Here is a 261-nt window from a genome sequence, read left to right as displayed (position 1 = left end):
ATTTCTTGCTCAAAGAGAAAACGTATTAATTCTAGATCTGTCTCTTGGAAGTCATACTGGAGCAGTATCAAAAGAGAATAGCGAGCCTTTTCGTTTGCATCGTAGCTTCCACGATCATCTGAGCGGGTCTCTTTGTAAGCCACACCAATCCAGCTATCTTTATTTTCTCTGAATTCTTCCAATGTACTCATATCTCTTGCATGTAACGCTGTGATAACGGGCACTTGCCCGCACTAAACCTGACCAAACCTATGTATTCAC

At 41.8% G+C, this 261-nt stretch carries 1 protein-coding gene; it reads right to left on the bottom strand.

The features are described from left to right. A partial coding sequence (locus BCT27_RS25770) for a hypothetical protein (protein WP_206748027.1) occupies positions 1-191 on the bottom strand: 191 nt, incomplete at its 3' end. Positions 192-261: the final 70 nt, after the last annotated feature.

This window comes from Enterovibrio norvegicus, assembly GCF_002876705.1.
GTDB lineage: Bacteria > Pseudomonadota > Gammaproteobacteria > Enterobacterales > Vibrionaceae > Enterovibrio > Enterovibrio norvegicus_B.
This window is presented reverse-complemented; position numbering and strand designations above follow the sequence as displayed.